This window comes from Muricaecibacterium torontonense (assembly GCF_004793925.1).
In the GTDB taxonomy this organism is placed as follows: Bacteria; Actinomycetota; Coriobacteriia; order Coriobacteriales; family Atopobiaceae; genus Leptogranulimonas; species Leptogranulimonas caecicola.
In genome coordinates this window covers 368671-387675 of the sequence record NZ_SRYE01000001.1, presented here as the reverse complement: position 1 = coordinate 387675, position 19005 = coordinate 368671, and the positions used below count along the sequence as shown (strand labels likewise).

Below are 19005 nucleotides of genomic sequence, written 5' to 3'. Positions count from 1 at the left end.
CCTTTATCGGTATTCTACGCTGCGTTTTTATGGACAATGGTTGCATTTAAATATGTCTATGCGCTCGTTCAAGCTCTGTGGGCTGTTCATGGACAGCCCAAATCGCGTTTATCGTGACTAACACGATGCTTGTTGGGGAATGCTGTTGGGTTTCTGACGCAACGGCAGGCTGCCCGCGATGGCGCCCTTCTTTAGCGCGACGTCAGGCGATAGGTTCGCTGGCGTGCCTTTCATTGGCACTCTTGGTGGTTTGCCAGGGGTCTTGCGCTCTGCCCTTCAAGCATGAAGACAGACAGAACGGGAGTTTGGATGAACGCACTGACCCTTCGTATGCGCGCCGCCATTGTGGTGCTGTGCGCCGCGCTTGCCCTGATGGCAATGCCGGTGCCCGCCTTGGCAGACGGTGGCGAGCAGGAAGGCGACTTGTCGGAGCTCCAGATCAAGATCGAAGAGTCTGGGAAAGCTTACGACGAGGCTTGTGCCAAGGTAGAGAGCCTTAATGAAGAGGCTGCTCAAAATCAAGCCCGCATTGACGAGGTTTCTGCACAGCTTCCGGCCCAGCGCCAAAAGGCCTCGGCCGCCATCGCCGCCAGTTACAAGATGAGCCAAAACCAGCCAGGCCTTATGGGCCTCATCCTCTCATCGGAGAACTTCGATGACTTTTTGGCCACCATCACCTATCTCAACGCCGTTCAGGGCCATAACCTTGACCAGGTGGACCGCCTGAACGACCTCCAGGACGAGCTGGAATCCAACCAGGCAGAGCTTGCCCAGCGCCAGGCGGAGGCCGAGGCCCAGAAACAGGCAGCCCAAACCGCTCTGGACGAGGCCAAGGCCGCCCGCGAAGAGGCCCAGCGCCAGGCGGAGGAGCAGGCTGCCCGCGAAGCCGCCGAGGCTGCCGCCGCCCTCCAAGCCGAAGCTGACGCCCAAGCCGCTGCACAGGCCGCGCCCGTCTCCCAAGCTGCCGTACCCTCTGCTCCTTCCTCGGTGGATTGGAGCAGCGACAAGAGCTCCTTTGTGGCCCAGTGGGCCCCCCGCATCGACGCCTATCTGGCTGGCTCCCCCCTGGCGGGCCAAGGCACCACCTTTGCCTCCGCCGCCTGGGACTACGGCGTGGATCCCCGCTGGTCCCCCGCCATCTCCAACACCGAGAGCTCCAAGGGCGCCGTGTGCTTCCGCCCCTACAACGCCTGGGGCTGGGGCAACGCCAGCTGGTCCAGCTGGGAGGAGGCCATTCCCGCCCACGTGGCCGGCTTGGCCCGCGGCTACGGCTACACCATCTCCTGGGAGGCCGCCAAGAAGTACTGCCCGCCCAACGCCGCCCACTGGTACAGCGCCACCCTGGCCGAGATGAACTCCATCTAGCCCGCGCGCCCTTTGGGCTGCACCTGCAGCCCACACCCGGCGCAGCCTGCGTCTCGCAGCCACCTGCGACTCATGCCTCCCGTACATCCCAAGCTACCTGCGACTTTCAAGCAGCCCCTCCCCGTGCGGAGGGGCTGCTTTCTTTTGGCGCTGAAGCTACGGGGCTAGATGTGCTTGCTGGCTGGGCTGCCAGGCTAGCTATAGTTCGAAGTTTGTCGATACACATTGGTAGGGACGGCGGGGTTTCTCGGCAGCTGACAGGAAAGCTCTCTAGGAAGTGGCAATCTTGGCATAAGAAGCTTTTAGGGTAGGGATTCTGATGAAATCCCTACCCTATCGCGATTCTATGCCAACTTTTCCATGTCCTAGTTGCGTCTTGTGCCAACAGGCCCGTGCTCCCGTCTCGTGCCAATAAGGCCTACTGCCCGCCGCCTGTCGCACGCTGCAAACTGCCCGCCGCCTGTCGCCCGCTGAGAGCCGCGCCGCACGCTGCGAGCCAGAGGGCGTCGCATGCTGCCGAGAAACCCTCCCGCCAGGGACGGGCCCTCCATTCAAATCCCAACGCCTACAAGGCTCCGCCATATCCTCCAGAATGTCCCACAAATAGAGGGACTCCCTGCTAGAATCGGTAAGGCGCGCCAGTGGGCCGGTCAGAAGCCCCTACGGCGTATACAGGCGCAGGCGTTTGGTATACACCCAAGGCGCAAGATCTTTGCAGTTGCAGAGCAGGAAGGGACATAGAGTGTCACAGGAGCCACAGAGCGAAGAGGTCCAAGAGGAAGACGGGGTCACCGCCAAGGTGGTTCCCGGACAGCAGCTTCAAGAATCCGGCCCCGGCGCCGCTCCTGCCAAAAAGCTCACCATCTTAGGCGTTGCATGCACACTCATAGGCGGCATACTCTGGGGTTTCTCAGGCACCTGCTCAAAAATCCTTATGGACACCTGGGGCATCGGCTCCCTGTGGCTGGTGGCAGTCCGCCAGCTGTTCGCCGGATCGGCGCTGCTCATCATGGGCGTCTGGGCCCACAGAGACGTCCTCGCACGCCTCGCCTCTTCCCGCCGAGACATGCTGCAACTGGTGCTTGCCGCCTTTGCAGGCATGATGCTCAATTCGGCGGCCTACCTCAACTGCGTGCAGATTACCGACTCCGGCACCGCTACCGTGCTCCAAAGCCTCTCCATCGCCATGGTGCTCGTCTACCTGTGCCTGCGCACTCGCACCGCCCCCAGCAAACGCGAGGTTGTCGGCCTGCTGTTGGCCCTCCTAGGCGTGTACCTCATCTGCACCCACGGAGATCTGGGCGCTCTGCGCATCTCGCCCTCCGGCCTGTTTTGGGGCTTCTTCTGCGCCTTGGGCGCAGCTCTGATGAGCGTTGTTTCTCGGCGTCTCTTGGTGACCTATGGCTCCACCGCCATCACCGGGCTCATGATGCTCGTAGTGGGAACAGTGCTGCTCTTTGTGGTGCAGCCCTTCTCCCACATGCCCGCGCTGGATGCCGCCGGTTGGGGGCTTTTGGCCTTTACCGTGGTCTTTGGCACCGTGGCGGCCTATGGCCTTTACTTTCAAGGCGTCAAGATCCTGGGCGCCTACAAAGCGGGATTGCTGGGCACCATCGAGCCGGTGACGGCGACGGTGGCCTCGGTGTTGCTCACGGGTACCTCCTTTGTGGCCCCTGAGCTCGCAGGCTTTGCCGCCATCATCCTCATGGTCTTCCTCACCAGCTAACTGCCGAGAGACCCTTGAACATCCCTGCCTGAAATCTCACCATCCTCGTATCTTCCCCACGCAAAATTGGGGAAGCCTATCATCTATGGAAGACAAACCCAACCGGTAGCCCTTGTCCAAAGGCTCCCAAGGAGGCTCTATGACTCAGTCCGCACCCGTGTGCCCTAACCTCAAGCCCGGAGATGTCATCGGCGACTTCACGCTGGTCTCGCGCGAGCCCGTGTCAGAGATCGACGGCGAGGCCCTGGTCTTTAGCCATTCCCCCTCGGGAGCTGGTCTTTTGTGGCTCGCCAACAGCGACAACAACCGCGCCTTCTCCATCGCCTTCAAGACGCCGCCCACCAACGACACCGGCGTCTTCCATATCTTGGAGCACTCGGTGCTGGACGGCTCCGACAAGTACCCGGTCAAAGAGCCCTTCGTGAACCTGCTCAAGAGCTCCATGCAAACCTTCTTGAACGCCATGACCTTCCCAGACAAGACCATGTATCCGGTGGCCTCCACCAACGTGGCAGACCTTGAAAACCTCATGGACGTCTACCTGGATGCCGTGTTTCATCCAGCGCTCTATCGCAAGCCTCATATCTTTGAGCAGGAGGGCTGGCACTACGAGCTGGAGAGCCCCGACGCGCCGCTCACCTACAACGGCGTGGTGTTCAACGAGATGAAGGGCGCTCTCTCAGACCCCGACGACGTGCTCTTTATGCACCTCAAGCGCCAGCTGTTCCCCGACACCTGCTACGCCTTCGAGTCTGGCGGCAACCCCGTCGCAATCCCCGAGCTCACCTACGAGGAGTTCTGCGACACCCACGCCCGCCACTACCAGCTGGCCAACTCCCATACCGTGCTCTACGGCGACCTGGACATCGAGCGGGAGCTGGCGTTTTTGGGGGAGCGTTTCTCGGCAGTGAGCCATGAGAGCGTGGGAGCCCCCAACGCGCTGGAGTTCCAGGAGGCAGTGAGCCCGGATCCTGTGGAAGTGCCGCTGTCTACCTCGGCAGAAAATCGCTGCGTAGGCGTGGGCTACGTGCTGGGGACCTCCAAAGACCGCGAGCGCGTCCTGGCGGCAGACGTGCTTATCGACGCCCTCATGGGCTCCAACGAGGCGCCGCTCAAGCGCGCCATCCTGGATGCTGGGCTGGGCGACGACGTCTTCGCCTACCTCATCGACGGCGTGGCGCAACCCATGGTGATCTTCGAGCTCAAGGGCGCAAAGCCAAAAGTAGCCGGCCAGTTCAAGGAGCTTTTGGAGTCCACCTGCAAAGGCATCGCGGAGGCCGGCGTGCCCGCCGACCGCCTGGAGGCCTCCTTGGCCCAAGCCGAGTTCAACCTGCGCGAGGCCGACTTTGGCTATCCCGACGGCGTGGGCCTGGCCATCTGTTCCATGAACAGCTGGCTCTACGACGAGGGCGACCCGCTGTCCTTCGTGCGCTACGAGGCCGCCTGCGAGGACCTGGAAAACTCGCTGGGCCTGGGGGTCTTTGACAAGCTGCTGCGCGAGCTGGTGGTAGACAACCCCCATCAGGCCCTGGTGACTGTAGAGCCTCAGGAAGAGACCGCCGCAGCTCAAGAGGCGCAGCGGCTCGCCCAGCTCAAGGAGACCCTGAGCCATGAGGAGCTGGAGAAGATCTCCTGCGACATGGCCGAGCTCAAGGCCGAGCAGGCCCGTCCTGACAACCCCGAAGACGTCGCCCGCCTGCCCCACCTCTCCATCGCAGACATCGCCGCGGCCCCTGCTCTCCCCGTTGCCGAGAAGGTCGAAGCCCCCTACCCCTGCTATTCCTACGACCTCGAGACCCATCACATCGACTATAGCTACCTCTACTTTGATCTGGAGCGGGTAGGCTGGGGCGAGCTGCCCTACGTCACCGTGCTCTGCTCGTTGCTGGGCAAGCTGGACACCCGCCAGCACACCGCCGCCGAGCTGGACACCCTCCTAGAAAGCCAGCTGGGCTCCTTCTCCACCTTTGTGGAGGTCTACGGCGACGCCCGCACGCCCCTTAAAGTAGCCAAGCCCAAGCTGGTGGTAGGGGCCGCCTCCCTCTCAGAAAAGGTATCCTATCTGGCTACCCTGCCCTGCGAGGTGTGCTGCGAGACCATCTTTGGCGACACCGAAAAGATCCGCGCCATCCTGGTACAACAGCGCATTGCCATGGAACAGTCTTATGTCAATGCGGGCCACGCCGCCGCCCTGGCCCGTTGCGGCAGCTACTTCTCTTGCGCCTCCAAGGCCACCGAGGCCCTGCGCGGCATCGACTACTACAAGTTTTTGGTGTCGCTCCTGGACAACTTCGACCGGCGCGCCAGCTCGCTCTGCGAGATCCTGCGCAACCTCCAGGGCCGCATCTTCAAGGGAGACGGCCTGGAGTGCTCCTTTGCCGGCGCCCCCGGCGACCTGGAGCGCTACTGGGAGGCCGCAGGCGATCTGGGCCTGGCAAACGACGGCCACCCCACCGCGCCTCAGCTCCAGGTGCCCGAGCCCACCGTCGCCCGCGAGGGCTTCACCGTGCCTGCCAACGTGTGCTTCGTGGCGCAGATGGCTGCAGGCAGCCTTATGCCTAACAACCAACATACGAGCTACAACGGAGCTTGGATCGTCGCGTCCAAGGCCCTCAATTATGGGTACCTCTGGAATGAGGTGCGCGTGCTTGGCGGCGCCTACGGCTCCGGCTTCAACTGCGCTCCCTCATCGCTTTTGGGGTTCTACTCCTATCGCGACCCTGCGGTAGACCCCACTCTGGCCGCCTATGCCAAGGCAGGCCAATGGCTCGCTTCTTGGGATCCCACCCAAGAAGACCTCGAGGGCTTCATCGTGTCCTCGGTGGCAGGCCTCGACGCGCCCCAAAAGCCCCGTACCGCCATGCGCCAGTGCGACAGCCTGCGCTTCTCCCACCGCCCCGCCAACTGGCGCCATCAGGTGCGAGACGAAGTGCTCGCCGCTTCCATCGACACCGTACGCAGCCTTGCCGGCTCCCTGTCTGGCATCCCTGAGTACGGCGGCGTCTGCGTTATTGGCGGTCGCGACCAACTCGACGCATCCCAGGCCGGAATCGAGGTGCAACCCCTCGTCTAGCCTCAGCTAGGAGGGGCTTCATGACCCAGATGACCAAATCGGACGACCAAAAGCTTGGCATCAAGATCTTGGATGCCTGGGCTTCCGCCATCGACGGCGTCATGGACGACCGCCCCGACATCACCGGCTTTTGGCTGCTCAAGGCCTTCCAAGTCAAACGTGCCCAATGCCGCTTTCTGCCTGACCGCTGGGCCCACCCCAGCGGTCAGCAGGCGGCCCTTTTGGCGCTGGAGTCTGTGACGGGCGCCCTCGAGCACCCCCAAGACATCGTGCTCACCTCCATCTTCATGCCCAATGAGATCTTTCAGTCGCTGGGGCTCTATCCCCTTATCGCCGAGGCCGCAGCCAACTTTGTGACCGGAGCCCACGCCGAGCCTTCCTTTATTGAGAGTGCCGAGAAACACGGCGTCCCTGAGACCTACTGCTCCTTTCACAAGGTGCTTCTGGGAGGAGCATTCGCAGAGGTGTTCCCCTCTATCCCCTTTATCGCCAACTGCTCGGTGGCCTGCGACGCCAACAACCTCTCCTTCAAGCTGCTGGCTGCCCACTACGGTGCCCCTCAGCGCTATATCGATGTGCCGGATTCTTATACAGAGGAGAACTGCCGCTACGTGGCAGAGCAGCTGGAAAGCCTGGCTCACGCCTTGGAAGAGGCTTATGGGCGCACGTTGGACCTGGAAGATCTCAAAGAGCGCGTAGCCCGCTCCCAGCGCACGTTAGACAAACTGGCAGCCACCCTCCCCTTGCGCCGCAACCGCTTTGTGAAGAACAACATGGGCCTAGAGATGCAGCATGCCCTGGTGTTCCATACGCTGTTGGGCGACCCCAAAGCCGAGCAGCTGGCAACCCAGATGCTCGAGGACTACGCGGACGCCCCAGAGTTCCATGGAGTCAACCTGGTATGGAGCGCCACGGCCCCGTTCTTCTCGGTACCTTTGCAAAAGCTTGTGGATGTCAATCCAGAGCAGCAGATCATCGCATCAGACATGTGCTTTGACCAGGTCACCTTTGACGGCTGGCATCACGACGGCGCGCATGAGCCCTTCTTGGCCATGGCCGAGCGCCTCATTCGCAACTCCTACAACGGCGGAGGCCAGCATCGGGCAGACAGAATGGCAGAGCTCTGCGAGATGACCAAGGCCGACGGCGCCGTGGTCTTTTGCCACTGGGGTTGCAAGGAGACCATGGGCTGCGCCCAGCTGGTCAAGTCCACGCTAGAGCGGGCAGACTTCCCCTGCATCACGCTGGACGGCGACGGCTGCAACCGTGCCAACTTCCCCGGCGGCCAAGCCGCCACACGGCTGGGCGCCTTTTTGGAGATGCTCCACGCTCGCAAAGACCAGCGGGCAGCGGCGCACCCGCAACCTGCAGCCTCCCCGCGCGACGAGAGCGACGAGCAGACCGTGGCATAACAGATCCCGTGGCCCCAGGCCTCTTGGGCACCCTGGGTTTACAATGCCTAGAGCTTGCTCTATTCAGAGACGTGCCATCCCCATGCGCCTGAACCTTTTGGCAGCTGCTTCACTTTAGAAACCCCCAATCCATAGGAGCGTCGGGTGACTCCCACCGTTTACTATCCCTGCAAATACGCGCCCATCGAGCTTTTGGCCGGCTACGGCGCTGCCTGCAAACCGGTTACCTACGAGGCCACTTCCTTTGAAGATGCCGATAGGCTCGCCCATCCCAACCTCTGCGGCTTTGGCAAGTCCCTCATCGCCTTTGCCCTGAAGCCCGAGGTCAAAGCCCTGGTGCTCACCAGCTGCTGCGACGTGATGCGCCGCGTCTACGACGTGTTGGATGCCGAGCAGTGCTTGGACTTCCTGTTCATGGTAGACCTCCCTCATCTCACCGGCCCTGCGGAGCGCGCGCGTTTGGCTTCCGAGCTTGAGCGTTTGGCAGAGGCTTGGGAGCGCTATTCGGGTGAAATCTTTGATGTAGGGGCTGCCCTCTCCTCCTTCGAGCCCCCGGTGGCCAGACAAGACGCCCGTGTCACCCTGTTGGGCGCCCATGGCCCCGAGTCGCTGCTTAAGGCTGCCGAGTCTGCCTTCGACCTGCCGGTGGAAAACCTCACCTGCACCGGTGGCCGCAGAGTGGCCTCTCCTCCAGCCTCGCTGGGTCGCGCCATCCGCGAAGAGGCGTGCCGCGAGAATTGCGACGCGAGCACACCGGCCCCAGACCCCAAGGAGGCGTTTATCGGCTGGTATGCAGGGGCATTGCTCGACCAAACCCCCTGCCTGCGCATGGCCGACATCTCTGGCCGCCAAAACCTCATTGGCACCCCAGGACAACGCGGCGTGATCTACCACACCATGAAATTCTGCGACTACTACGGCTTTGAGTACCTTATGGCCTCCCAGGACGCCGTGGTTCCCATGATCAAGGTGGAAACCGACGGCACTCGCCAAAGCGCGGGCCAGCTCTCCACTCGACTAAAGGCTTTCGACGAAACGTTGGTAGGTATGACTGACACGCTCAAGTTTGACAAAGGCACCGGCCCCATTTACGTGTTGGGGGTGGATTCGGGCTCTACCTCGACCGATGCCGTCATCGTAGACAAAGACGGCACTCCTGTGGCCACGGTAATCCTGCCCACCGGCGCCAAAGCCACCGAGAGCGCTCAACGTGCTATCGACTCCGTGCTTGAGAAAGCCAGTCTCACCCGCGACCAGATCACGCTGGCGGTGGCCACGGGCTACGGCCGCGACTCCATCCCCTCCATGGACACCTCCATCACCGAGATCACCTGCCATGCCCGAGGGGCCCATGCCCTGTGTCCCGAGGCCATGACCATTGTGGACATAGGCGGTCAGGACTCCAAAGTCATCAAGCTGGACGAGGACGGCAATGTGGTGAACTTTGTGATGAACGACAAATGCGCCGCCGGCACCGGGCGCTTCTTGGAGATGATGGCCCGCACCATGGAGCTGCCTTTGGATGAGTTTTGCACCCAAGGCCTATCCTGGAAGCACGACGTGAAGATCTCTTCGATGTGCACGGTCTTTGCCGAGAGCGAGGTTGTAAGCCTGGTAGCCGATGACACTCCTGTGCCCGACATCATCCATGGCCTGGATCGCTCGGTAGCCTCCAAGATCACCAGCCTTGCCAAGCGCGTGAAGGCCGAGCCTCCCTACCTCATGACCGGCGGCGTCGCCAACAACGAGGGTGTGGTCACCGCCATTGGCGAAGCCCTGGGTGCGCCGGTAGCCACCAGCGAAGACTCCCAACTCTGTGGTGCCCTGGGCGCCGCTTTGCTAGGCTTGGAGGCCTTGGTCTAAAGCTTGGCTGCCGCCACTGCCCGCATGCATTGCTGCACGCTTGCGCGTCCTGTCCCTTACCAAAGCCTGCTTAACTTTGGTAAGGAATGGGGCGCTTTTCCAGCCTTTTGAAGAGCACCCAAGCGGCAAGGGCCAGTGCTGCAGCCGCGGCCCACCCTATCGCGTCACATACCCACGCATCCCAGCCGCTCAAGCCATACCCCAGCCCGCAGACAAGACCCATCGCCAGGCAGATGCCCATGGACAAAAAGACGCACACCCCAATGGGCAGCGACTGCTTTGCCAGCGCCGTAGCGCTCACCCACTCAAAATTGGGGCGCCTCGCATCCAGTGTCATGCCTACCAAGCCGCAAAAGCCATAGAGCACCACGGTGAGCACGAAGCATAGCAGCACGCTCGATGCGGGGACGCCGCCCACCAGAAGCAGCACCGCGGAGATCAATGCGCAAAGCGCAGCCGCTGCCAGCCAAGGCGCCAGCTTTGCCCCATAAAACCGCTTCTTTTCTATGGGCAGCGTCTCCATAAGCCAGATCCCCTGGCCTTCTAGCGAGATGGCGATAGCCGAAGGAGGCGCCATAGCGCCGATAAACGCCATGATCCAGGGCAGGATCACCAGCATCACAGGAATGGCTTCCAAGGGGTCTTCCAGAGAGTCTTTGGTGAAGAAGCTTGCTATGCCGTCAAGTCCCACAATGGCTACGAGAGCCGCGAAGATAACGAGCAACAGCAACGAGATGAGGTCGTTGGCCACGACCGTGCCGTTGTCAAAGACCAATCCCACCTCCTTGCGGCAAAGCGCCTGGAGCGGAGAGCGAAGCCCTGCCGCTTTAGAAGCCTTGCCGCGCCTCTGTTGCGCACGGGCATTGATGGCAGAAACCACCTGGGTGTAGGTGCGCGCAAGCCCCTCTGTCAAAGCTGTTCCCACTGCCAGGTTCACCAGCACAAAGACCGCCCAGTAGAGCCACCCTGAAAGGTCCTGGCTCACCCAAGCATCCATCGCCCAGCCACAGAGGGGCCAGACCGCCAACGCATCGCCGAAGCCCGCCAACATCTGAGTAAGCGTATCCAGCGTGACATTCTCATAGCCTGCGCCAGAGATCACACCGTTGAGGGCAAAGCTTGCTACCACAGCCACCAATGCCACAAACACGGAAGCCAGCGTAGTGAGCGCTTTGCCATGACGTAGGCGCCCAAGAGCCGCCGTGATAAGAGCCGAGAGAAAGACTGCCGCCACAAGACCTGGCATGGGCCCTACCGCCACGATGGAGAGCAGCGTTATCCACTGAAGAGGGGTAGATGCCATACCCTGGATGCCCATAAAGATGAGAGCTGCCACTCCTAGGGGAATCACCATAAGAGCTGTGAGTTCCACCGCCGTTAGGTAGAGGGATGCCAAACGCGCAATGACTTGGTCACGCTTTGAGACAGGCATGCTCATAAGCAAATCGAAGTCTCCTGCCTCATAGAGCATTCCCGGCGCCTTGATAAACGAGAATATGGCGCCGCAGAACGTCGCAATAAGTACTGCAATAGCTACCAGAAGCCTATCGGCGCCCAGGGCTGCAAGGCCAACCCCCACTCCAGCCGAATAGCCAACCATCAAAAGCCCCAGAAAGGCCTGGGCGATCCTCAATCCAACGATTCCGCCTCGAGAAGCGTTCTTAGAAGAAGAGCTGCCCAACGTGCGCAGTTGCACCTTGATCAAGAGCCACAGACGATGCATGATGAGTACCTTTTCGCCTAATGCGTGATATCAAATACTGAAGATATTGCCTTAGCCTTACATCCTTAGGAGAAGGGGGTTTGAGGAGCGTCGGAAGGCCGCACTGGCGCCGCAGGAGCTGCCGTGGCCTCATGAGTCTCTACCACGTCCATAAAGACGTCTTCCAAAGACTCGTCGCCCAACACCTGATCGATGGGGCCAAAGGCGCGAAGCTGGCCTGCCTGAATGATGGCCACCGAGTCGCAGAGGCGCTCCACCACCTCAAGCACATGGGACGAGAAGAGCACCGCCTTGCCTTGGGCGGCCCGCTCTTGAAGCACAGTGCGAAGAGTGCGGGTGGCTACAGGGTCGAGCCCCACGAAGGGCTCGTCGAGCACCAGAAAGTCTGGGTCATGCACCAACGCCCCCATGACCACCAGCTTTTGCAACATGCCATGGCTATAGGAATCCGCGCGATCCGCAAGGGCATCTACCATCTCCAGGCGCTCTGCCAGCTCTTGGATGACGCTTCTGCGCCGAGCGCTGTCCACCCCAAAGATGTCGCAGACAAACTCTAGGTAGGCCATGCCCGTCATGAACCCATAGACCCAGGGGGTGTCTGGCACGTACGCGAGATGCGTCTTGGCGGCGATAGGATCTTTCACCACGTCGTGGCCGCAAATGGCAATAGACCCCTCGTCAAAATCCTGTACGCCCACCATAGCTTTGATGAGGGTGGTCTTGCCTGCGCCATTGGGGCCCACCAGGCCCAGGATCGACCCGGGTTCCACGGCAAGAGAATAGCCGTGAGCCGCCACTTTGGTGCCATAGCGCTTCACAAAACCGCGTACGTCAAGAATAGGGCTGGCCATGACATGCGTCCTTTCGCACAACTGGGATAACTGCGCCACACGCCTTTTCGAGGCATCACTACGACTAACGAGGGCCAACAAAAAAATGCTTGACCTAGTCTAGCCATTTTTACGCCCAGCGGATATTGGTTTTAATGCCCCAAGGCCAACTGTAAGAAATGGGTCACCACTGAGACCCATGACGCAGGCCAGGCACAGAACAGGGCGTGAGACGCCTGCGCAGCCCGCGATGCCACCGCCGGGCGATCAGGCGAGAGCGCAGTGAGGTAAGCCACCCTATAAAGGGATGGCGCTGTCGCTTCACCCAACTAGAAAGCCTGCGGTTGCCCATCGTAATTCCAATCGTCGGAGGTGGGCCGTCCCTTGGCATACTAATCGATAAATACTGATCTGTCGACAATCTGAAGGACTACTGGGGTGACAAATTCTAAGAACGGCACACCATCTGGCCCTCAATGCACGAGAGCATACTTGTTCTTGTGTGCTGCAGACTAGAGCTCCTCACCTTCCAGCTCAAAGGGGTCAGACCCCGCAGTAGAGCCCGCGCCCCCTTCTTGGGTAGGCAGCGCGATAGAGCGCAGCTTGCGTTCCATCACATTGGTGCGAGTAGTGATAATGGACTCCACCGTGTTGCTGGCCGTATCTATCTGGCGCTTGGCTTTGATAAGAGCTTCTTGATAGCGAGGGAGCTCGGCCTTAACCGCTTGCAGAATGCGAAGCACTTCGTCTGTGCGCTGTTGAAGCTCGAAGGTTTGGTAGCTCAAGGCCAAGCTGTTGATAAGTGCGGCCATGGTAGACGGACCAGTTACTACCACGTTATAGGTGCGTTGGAGCGTCTCCAGCAGACCCGGCAGCGACACCACCTCTGCATAAAGGCCCTCGAAGGGCACGAAGAGCACGCCAAAGGCCGTGGTATGAGGAGGAGCTACATATTTGGAAGCAATATCTGAGGCCTCGCTCAGGATGCGGTCCTGCAAGTGCTTTTTGGCTGCCGCAATCTGAGCCTTATCGCCTGTGTCATAGGCATCCAACAAAGCCACGTAGGTGTCCCCGGGAAACTTCGCGTCTATAGGAAGCAAGACGGGGTCGCCTTGAGCTACCGGCAGTTTGACGGCGTACTCCACACGATCGCGGCTCCCAGGCTTGGTGGCCGCGTTTTCCAGGTACTGGGAGGGAGCCAGGATGTCTTCCAAAATCGCCCCCAGCTGCACCTCCCCCAGAATGCCGCGAGTCTTCACGCCTGAGAGCACGCGCTTGAGGTCGCCCACAGAGCCTGCCAGGTTTTGCATGTCGCCCAGGCCCCTGTAGACAGCCTCCAACTGCCGGGAAATCTGTGCAAAGGAGACTGAGAGCTGCTCGTTGATGGCCGCCGTGAGCTTTTGGTCCACCGTCTGGCGCAGCTCGTCGAGTTGGTGGGTATTGTCCTGGCGCAACTGAGTGAGGGCGCCGGCCAGGGTTTGATCCATATGGGCCAATCGAGCGTCTGTGCGATCGCGATCTGTGCCCAGCTGAGCTGTGACATCGCGACGCAGCTCATCAACGCGCCCTGCCATGGCCGCAGAGGTTTGGGCAAGGCCATCCAGGCGGCCCAGCACCTGCGATTGCTGGTCAAGGAGCCTGGTTTGTACCCCTGTATCTGCATTCTGCTGCGATTGGGTGTCTTGACGCAGCTTTGCAAGACTCCAAAGGGCGATGGCCGCCGCTCCCACCGCCACCGCAATGGCACAGATCTCTCCTACCGACATAGCACTCCCTGCTCCCCGGACACTACAGCTACACGCTCTAAGCGTATCGAACATCTGTACGCCTTAGTATAAGCGAGCCAGCGCCCCTGTCATCCCAGATTCTGAGGAAGTTTTTCTCGGCAGGAAATGCACTATGAGGACTGTCTGGCTAACGCACCAGCAAGCGGATGACGGCGTTGGATAAAGAGTTGTAGGGCTGGTAGCGCATGGGCAAGTCGATAAGGCACGACTTTTTGAGCATGGCCTTGTAGTTGGTGAAGGTATCAAAGGAGAACTTTCCGTGATACCGCCCTAAGCCGGATGCCTTGTTGCCGCCAAAGCCAATGTTTGAGACCGACACCTGCATGATAGTGTCGTTGATGCAGCCGGACCCAAAGGATAGTTGCTTGAGATAATAGTCGATGATGCTCTGATTGTGCGTGAAGAGGTAGGCGGCCAGCGGCGTGGGCAGCGAGCGGATTTGCGACCATGCTTCATCGATGGAATCGAAGACCATAATGGGCAGGATGGGACCAAAGATCTCTTGGCTCATCACCTTGTCGGCAGGCTGCACGTTATCCATCACGATGGGGGCGATGCGGCAGGCAGCGTCATCGTGCTGGCCGCCAAACACCACCTTTGCCGGGTCCACCAGGCCCAAGATGCGCTGGTAGCCGCGCGGCTTGCAGATCTTTCCCCAATCGGGATTGTCCAGGGCGTTCTCGCCGAATTGGCGCACGATCTCGTCTTTGACCGCCGCCACGAAGGCGTCGTGGGCCGAGCGGGCCACCATCACGTAGTCGGGGCACACGCAAGTCTGTCCACAGTTGAGGAACTTTCCAAATACAATGCGGCGCGCCGCCAGCTTGATGTGCGCATCGTCACACACGATGCAGGGGCTCTGGCCTCCCAGCTCCAGGGTGACCGAGGCATGGATCTTTGCCGCCTGCTCCATGACGTAGGCTCCCACCCCTTTGGAGCCGGTAAAGAAGACGTGGTCGACGGGCTGGGCCAAAAGGGCATCAGCGATGTCGTGGGACCCCAGCACGCAGGCAACATGCCGGAAGTCAAAGGCCTCAGCGACAAGAGACGCAAGTGCTTGACCCACGTGCGGCGCCGAGTCGCTAGGACGCACGATAACGCAGTTGCCTGCAGCTACTGCTCCCACCAGAGGCTCCAGCGCCAGCATCACCGGGTAGTTCCAGGGGCTCATCACATAGACGACCCCTTTGGGGTTAGGCACATCAAAACTGAGCGCAGGGAAGTTGATAATACTAGGCGCCTTTAGTTGCGGCTTTGACCAGCTTCTCAGGTGGGCGATTTGATATTTGGTCTCCGAGAGCACCAATCCCACTTCGCTCATATAGGTCTCCTGGGCGCTCTTGCCCAGATCCTCTTTCATAGCCTTGGCCAGTTGCGGCTCATGGCGCCTCACCGCATCGTAAAAACGCTGAAGCGCCAGGATGCGGCGGTTCACGTCCAGCGTCGCCCCGGATTCAAAATAGGCACGCTGGCTGCTCACCAGCTGCGCCGGATCGATTTCTGGCTGGGACGGTGCGGGTTTCTCGGCAAAAGAAGCCGATTTCGACACGGTTTGACGATCCATGATGCTTCCTTTGGGCGACGATGTGCATGAGATGCATGTACCCGTTGAAAGGCTCGCCCAAGGCGATGCCGAGAAACCCTGCCGCCGTTAATGGGAGGGTGCCTGAACCCGTAAAAAAGGCGCTCCAAGACAAGGCTTGGAGCGCCTGGAAGGTGGCGCCTGAGGTATAGCTCAGCGGTCGGCAGCCCTACGGCGGCGAAGCACTGCCATGGTGGCGCAGGCCGCAGCGCCAAAGGCAAGGCTTACAGTAAGGGCGCCGTCGACCACCCGGTCGCCAGTGGCAGGGATGACGGCCACAGAACGCAGGGCTTTCTTAACGGGGACCACAAGGTCAGACCCGTTGGTCTCGTTTTCTGCATAGGGGTCCTGGACGGTCTTGATCTCGGCGATCCCAGCAGCGTCTACCGCCACAATGCCTCCGGACTGGATGCCTGAGGAGCCATCGCCGGAGGGGTCGGTGAGACCAAAGCCGGTGCCAGAGGCGCTGGCGCGGTTGACCACGGCTGTGCCATTGGCGGGTTTAGACAGGTCACAGGCGAAGGTGACGCGCCAGACCTCGCCGCCTTGGATAGTGCCAATAGGTACGGTAAGCTCGCGAGTCTCAGGATCGTAGAGGTCGCGGGCGAGGCGCTCTTGGGTGCCGTCGGGATGGATCAGCGTGAGCGACGTGGCCACCATAGCGAGGCCGTCTGGCAAGGTGTCATGCACCACCACGTCTTCCCAGGCGGTACCCGGCTGACTGTTGCCCGCCTCGATGGAATAGGTCACTTGGTCACCCTCGTAGTAGCCATTGGGATGGTCGTCATCAATCACAGTCTTTGCCACGGTGGGCTGGGGGATGGCGAACTTGATCCAGCCTGAGGGGAAGATCTTCTGAGACTGCTGCTGCTCGCCCTTCTTGTCTTCGGGCGTGTTGCCATCGACGGTGGCGACGTTGCCAATGTCGTGGGCTTCAGGAGTCGCCTCATCCACAGCAGAGCGGTTGACCTTCGCCTCGAAGGTCACGACCACCTTCTCGCCCCCAAAGATGTTGCCCACAGGAACCGTGAGGGTATGGGTCTCGTCGTGGTAGACGTCGGCAGGATCCATAGCTTCCTGGGCGCCATCCGGGTAGGTGACCTTCACGGTATCAGGGACCAAGTCAAGGCCCAGGGGCAGCAGGTCTGAGGCCACCGCATCCTTGAGCTCGGAATAAGGATGGTCGTTGGCCACCGTGACCGTATAACGCAGAAGGTCGCCCACCTGGGCATCGGTGGTATCGCCGCGGGTCACATTGGTGACCTCCTTGGTGACGGTGGGATCCGGGTTCGCGGGGAGCACCTGTTCGCTGCCAGGAGTCGGCGCCTCGCGCTGGAGCTCCTCCACCGGCGAGCCGTCTGGATTCTCGCCTGTGACCTTCACAGAGATGTCTACCTGCGGGTCAAAGGGATCGGCGGGGTTGGGATCGTCGGGATCAGAAGGGTCCGTGGGCTCATTGGACTTAGGCGGCAGCGCCTTGCCGTTGACCTTGGTAGGGATATGCACCTTTACCTGGGAATCTCCAGGCACGTCACCAATGCGCAGGGACACTGTGCGGGTTTCAGGGTCATAAACGTCTTTGGGATCCAGTGTTTGGGTGGTGCCGTCGGGGCGCTCCACGGTGATGGGCTCGTCCATGAGGTCGACGCCGGCGGGCAGCGGCACAGAGACGTTCACGCCCTGCCAGTAGCTGGTGGGATCGCCGGTGTTAGAAGCGGTCACTGTGGTGACCAGCTTGTCGTCCACCTGGGGATGCTCGGCCTTTGGATCGGTGATATTCTCGGTCTTTACGGTTACCTCAGTCTTGGGGTTGGGAACCCATACGGCATAGTAGGTGCGGGTGTCGTCGGGCTCTTCCCAAAGCTGCTCGTCGCCGTCGAAGTTGGGGATGAGAGAGCCTTGCTCGGTGCTCCAACCCATGAAGGAGTAGCCCTCGCGCACCGGCGTGCCCTCGGGCGCAGTGACCGTCTTCAGGGCTTCGGAGTGCTGCACGATGGGGTCGGAAGAAGCGGGGTCGCCTTCGTTCTCGCCGGGCATCTCGCCGCCATCCAGATCAAACACCACGTCAATGGGTTTGGGCGACCACTGGCCATAGAGCACCATGTTCTTAGTAATGGGAGTGGCTGGGCCAAAGGAGTCGCCAGAGCCGTCAGCCTCGGTATTCCAGCCATCAAAGCGCCAGCCGTCGGTGGCAGGCGTGACAGGCACGCCCTCGGCAGCGCTGGCAGAGCCGGGATAATAGGCGGCTGCCACGGTGTCGCCAGGCAGATAGGCACCAATGTCGTAGTAGTAGGGGCTTGCATTCTTTTTGGTATTGAGCGCTTGGCGCAGCCCCGTGCCACCGGCACGCCAGAAGGCAATGGGCTCCACCTGGGGGCGCTCCCCCTGAGAGGCGGGCTTTCTTATTATTTACTGCCATGAACGACACCGCGCATTTTCTTATAATATTAAGAAGATATATATTATGAACATATAAGAGACCAAGACATTGTTGGGCACCCTGAGTGCAGGTTTTTCTCGGTAGGATTTGAGGGCTGCACAAAACGCGAGATCCCCACGCAACAGCGTCATCGCGCAGGGATCCTTTAGATGTATTTTTATATTGTGCAAGTGATATCGACGACGGCATTAGGGCGCGTGCCGGCGACGAGCCTGAAGGCTATGCCGGGTCATGCTCAGAGAGGAAGTCCTCCACCAGGGCGTTGTAGGTCTCGGGGATCTCCAGATGCACGCAGTGGGTGCCGCGCAGAAGCTCCCAGCGGGCGTTTGGAATGCCGTCGACGATCTGTTTGGAGATGAGCGGGGTGGACTCGTCGGCGTTTCCGGAAGTCACAAGGGTGGGGATGGTGATGGAGGGCAGTTCATCCACCACGCTCCAGTGGGAGAGCTTGCCGGTGACCACGAACTCACTCATCCCCTGCATGATGTGGTACACCTCGTCGCCATGGGGGTTGGGGATGGGGCGCCGCAGGTTGTTGGGACGCTGGTCCTCAGGGACGAGGCTTACATGGCGGCGGTAATACAGGTCGCTGGCGGCTTTGACCTCAGGGCGCTCATAGTCTCCGTCGCGGTCGGCCTGGGCCAGGGCCGCCTCCATCTCTTTAGGCAGGTAACTGCGCAAGCGCAGCGCCTCTTCAAGCCACAGGTCAAGGGAGGCAGGCGAGCTGGCGATGACCATGGAAGCGACGCCTTTGGGATGATGGGTGGCGTACTGCAGCGCCAGCATGCCGCCCCAACTCTGGCCCAACAGGTGGCACTGGTCCAAGCCCAAGTGCTCGCGCAGGCATACCAGCTCCTCTTCGAAGAGCTGGGCAGAGGCCTCCTCTTGGGGGTTGGCCAAAGGGGTCGAGTTGCCGCAGCCCACCTGGTCGTAGTAGATCACCTGGCGGCCATAGCGCCGTGCAAGCTCGTCCAAGGAGCGCAAGTAGTAGTGGGTGTTGCCAGGGCCTCCATGGATGGCGAGCAGCGGGAGCTTATGGGCCGACGGCTCCCCCACCACGCGATACCAGGTCTTATAGCCATGAAAGTCCATGGCGCCCACTTTTTCTTGAAGCGTCATAGCAGCCCCCTTCGAGGTCATGAAGCACTCTTTCCGTCGCGATGGGCCAAAAGGCCCCACATCAGGCCCCCAGTGTAGGGTCCCT

11 protein-coding genes are annotated in these 19005 nt (G+C 60.7%); 5 read left to right on the top strand and 6 right to left on the bottom strand.

What is annotated here, in order from left to right; genetic code table 11:
* Positions 1-309: 309 nt before the first annotated feature.
* From E5334_RS01605 to E5334_RS01585, 5 genes are all read left to right on the top strand, one after another.
* Entirely contained in the window at positions 310-1365 is a 1056-nt protein-coding gene (locus E5334_RS01605) for a coiled-coil domain-containing protein (RefSeq protein ID WP_275438875.1), read from the top strand.
* A gap of 742 nt (positions 1366-2107) precedes the next feature.
* Complete coding sequence (locus E5334_RS01600; protein WP_136011851.1) at positions 2108-3091, top strand: DMT family transporter; 984 nt, start codon at positions 2108-2110, stop codon at positions 3089-3091.
* A 139-nt stretch (positions 3092-3230) separates the two neighbouring features.
* A complete protein-coding gene (locus E5334_RS01595) occupies positions 3231-6164 on the top strand; it encodes an insulinase family protein (RefSeq protein ID WP_136011850.1) in 2934 nt (977 codons plus the stop codon).
* Between the two features lie 20 nt (positions 6165-6184).
* A complete protein-coding gene (locus tag E5334_RS01590; protein ID WP_136011849.1) occupies positions 6185-7576 on the top strand; it encodes a 2-hydroxyacyl-CoA dehydratase subunit D in 1392 nt (463 codons plus the stop codon).
* A 144-nt stretch (positions 7577-7720) separates the two neighbouring features.
* Positions 7721-9439: an acyl-CoA dehydratase activase gene (locus E5334_RS01585; RefSeq protein ID WP_136011848.1), complete on the top strand. Its 1719-nt coding sequence runs from the start codon at positions 7721-7723 to the stop codon at positions 9437-9439.
* A gap of 70 nt (positions 9440-9509) precedes the next feature.
* Here the strand turns inward: E5334_RS01585 and E5334_RS01580 are convergent, their stop codons facing one another.
* From E5334_RS01580 to E5334_RS01555, 6 genes are all read right to left on the bottom strand, one after another.
* The gene (locus E5334_RS01580; RefSeq protein WP_136011847.1) at positions 9510-11162 is read right to left on the bottom strand and encodes a hypothetical protein; all 1653 of its coding nucleotides are present in this window, start codon (positions 11160-11162) and stop codon (positions 9510-9512) included.
* A gap of 65 nt (positions 11163-11227) precedes the next feature.
* Positions 11228-12013 (bottom strand): ABC transporter ATP-binding protein, encoded by a 786-nt coding sequence (locus tag E5334_RS01575; RefSeq protein WP_136011846.1) that lies wholly within the window; start codon positions 12011-12013, stop codon positions 11228-11230.
* Positions 12014-12504: 491 nt separating this feature from the next.
* A complete protein-coding gene (locus E5334_RS01570) occupies positions 12505-13758 on the bottom strand; it encodes a DNA recombination protein RmuC (protein ID WP_275438874.1) in 1254 nt (417 codons plus the stop codon).
* A 148-nt stretch (positions 13759-13906) separates the two neighbouring features.
* On the bottom strand, positions 13907-15343 hold the full coding sequence (locus tag E5334_RS01565; RefSeq protein WP_136011844.1) for an aldehyde dehydrogenase family protein: 1437 nt from the start codon (positions 15341-15343) through the stop codon (positions 13907-13909).
* A 171-nt stretch (positions 15344-15514) separates the two neighbouring features.
* Positions 15515-17731 (bottom strand): isopeptide-forming domain-containing fimbrial protein, encoded by a 2217-nt coding sequence (locus E5334_RS01560; RefSeq protein WP_136011843.1) that lies wholly within the window; start codon positions 17729-17731, stop codon positions 15515-15517.
* Between the two features lie 289 nt (positions 17732-18020).
* Positions 18021-18941, bottom strand: coding sequence for a proline iminopeptidase-family hydrolase (locus E5334_RS01555; protein WP_136011842.1), 921 nt, complete (start codon positions 18939-18941; stop codon positions 18021-18023).
* Positions 18942-19005 lie beyond the last annotated feature (64 nt).

Bases quoted from the DNA above. Each gene is read 5' to 3' on its own strand.
- E5334_RS01605 (WP_275438875.1), top strand. From the start codon at position 310: ATGAACGCACTGACCCTTCGTATGCGCGCCGCCATTGTGGTGCTGTGC.
- E5334_RS01595 (WP_136011850.1), top strand. From the start codon at position 3,231: ATGACTCAGTCCGCACCCGTGTGCCCTAACCTCAAGCCCGGAGATGTC.
- E5334_RS01590 (WP_136011849.1), top strand. From the start codon at position 6,185: ATGACCCAGATGACCAAATCGGACGACCAAAAGCTTGGCATCAAGATC.
- E5334_RS01580 (WP_136011847.1), bottom strand. From the start codon at position 11,162: ATGCATCGTCTGTGGCTCTTGATCAAGGTGCAACTGCGCACGTTGGGC.
- E5334_RS01575 (WP_136011846.1), bottom strand. From the start codon at position 12,013: ATGGCCAGCCCTATTCTTGACGTACGCGGTTTTGTGAAGCGCTATGGC.
- E5334_RS01570 (WP_275438874.1), bottom strand. From the start codon at position 13,758: ATGTCGGTAGGAGAGATCTGTGCCATTGCGGTGGCGGTGGGAGCGGCG.
- E5334_RS01565 (WP_136011844.1), bottom strand. From the start codon at position 15,343: ATGGATCGTCAAACCGTGTCGAAATCGGCTTCTTTTGCCGAGAAACCC.
- E5334_RS01555 (WP_136011842.1), bottom strand. From the start codon at position 18,941: ATGACCTCGAAGGGGGCTGCTATGACGCTTCAAGAAAAAGTGGGCGCC.